The following is a 1,661-nucleotide window of genomic DNA, read 5'->3' on the forward strand; positions in this document are numbered from 1 at the left end:
AGTAGCCGTTGTCTTTCCGAACGTGGAAGCCGCGTTTCAGCTGGTCAGGCATAGTGCGGGTGGATCTGCGGCAGAGGTGGCGTGTGATGTCGTCTCGTCGGGGAGGTTCCGGATGCCGTCGGTTGTGGGGTTGTTGGAGGCGAGGGAGTCGGCCGCGCGGGTTCGGGTGGAGGAGCTTCGCGTGGAGGCGGATCGGATCCTGGCTGAACTCTCGCAGGCGGAGGCCTTGTTGGAGCGTCGGACCATCGCGCTCATGGAGTTGACGGAGGCTCTGGCCGCGGATGCTCAGCCGGAGGAGCCGGTCGGGCCGGTGCCGGTTCCGGTGGTGGCGAAGGAGCCGGTGGCCGGATCGGTGGTGCCCGGCTGGCGGGAGGGCATGACGGTGCAGGCGCTCGCGCCCGAGTATCGGAGGCTGCTGGCCGTGCTGGAGACCGGGGCCGGCCCGGAAGGGCTGCGAGCGAAGGAGCTGGCCGGGCTGCTGGGTCTGGAGCTGGTGTCGGCGAAGGTCGAGGGCGTGCGGGTGAAGGCGAAGCGGCTGGCCGCGCGGGGCTGGCTGGCCGAGGAACGCCCCGGGGTGTTCACGCCGCGAGGAACAACCGGGTGACCTGGCGGGCGCGGTTCCGGGCGAGTCGGCGTCCCATGAGCATGGTCATCGACCACAGGACGGCGGCTTCGCTGCTGGCGGGCAGGGTCTCGTAGTCGCGGGCCAGGCGGCGTGAGCGCATCAGCCAGGCCAGGGTCCGCTCGACGACCCACCTGCGAGGCAGCACGACGAACCCGCTCTGGGCGTCGCTGCGTTTGACGATCTCGAGCGTGAGCCGGAGCGTGTCTTTGGCCCAGTCGACCAGGCGTCCGGTGTAGCCGCCGTCGGCCCACAGCAGTCGAATCGTTCGGTAGCGGGCGACGAGGTGGGGCAGCATGCCGCAGGCGGCGTCGCGGTCGGTGGTGTCGGCCGGGGTGACCAGAACCATCAGCAGGAGCCCGAGGCAGTCCACGATGATGTGCCGCTTGCGGCCGTTGGTCTTCTTGGCGCCGTCGAAGCCCCTTGATGAGGCCGGCACGGACGCGGCGCCCCGGATGGACTGCGAGTCGATGATCGCCGCGGTCGGTTCGGCGTTGCGGCCCTCGCTCCCGCGGACCTTGCGGCGGAGCCGGTCGTGGAACTCCCTGACCAGCCCTCGGTCGCGCCAGCGGCGCCAGAAGGCGTAGACCCGGCCCCAGGCGGGGAAGTCGACCGGCATCGCGCGCCATTTGATGCCGTTGTCGACCAGGTAGCGGATCGCATCCAGCATCTGCCGGTGGCAGTAGGCCTCCGGCTGACCGCCCCTGCCGTTCATCCACGCCGGCACGGGCAGCAGGTCCTTGATCTCGGACCATTCGGCGTCCGTCATGTCGGAGTCGTAACGTCGAACACGTTCACCATGGTCAGCCGCGTTCCCGTACCGGTGTGCGAGGCAATCACACTGCGAGCGCGTCGAGCTGGACTGTCCCGGCGTGATGGCGTACAACTGCGGCAACAGGGCCTCCCTGGTGCTTCTTCGGCTTCAACACCCAGGAGCTGCACCGGAGGCCCTGTCTTCATGCGCCCACCATCCCGCGATCACCCGAACGAGAATCCCGTTCGATCGACAACCCCCGCGAGCGGTACGACAACGGCTACT

General features: G+C 69.2%; 2 protein-coding genes. One reads left to right on the top strand and one right to left on the bottom strand.

The window, feature by feature from the left end; genetic code table 11:
• On the top strand, positions 1–604 hold a 604-nt coding region (locus ACIOHG_RS37755), incomplete at its 5' end, for a hypothetical protein (RefSeq protein WP_400958187.1).
• Here ACIOHG_RS37755 and ACIOHG_RS37760 read toward each other — a convergent pair.
• The gene (locus tag ACIOHG_RS37760; RefSeq protein WP_400958189.1) at positions 579–1,391 is read right to left on the bottom strand and encodes an IS5 family transposase; all 813 of its coding nucleotides are present in this window, start codon (positions 1,389–1,391) and stop codon (positions 579–581) included. The two genes, ACIOHG_RS37755 and ACIOHG_RS37760, sit on opposite strands and share 26 nt — an antisense overlap.
• Between the last annotated feature and the right edge of the window lie 270 nt (positions 1,392–1,661).

Origin of the sequence: Kitasatospora sp. NPDC088134 (genome assembly GCF_044741705.1) — a bacterium.
GTDB lineage: Bacteria > Actinomycetota > Actinomycetes > Streptomycetales > Streptomycetaceae > Kitasatospora.

Bases quoted from the DNA above. Each gene is read 5' to 3' on its own strand.
- ACIOHG_RS37760 (WP_400958189.1), bottom strand. From the start codon at position 1,391: ATGACGGACGCCGAATGGTCCGAGATCAAGGACCTGCTGCCCGTGCCG.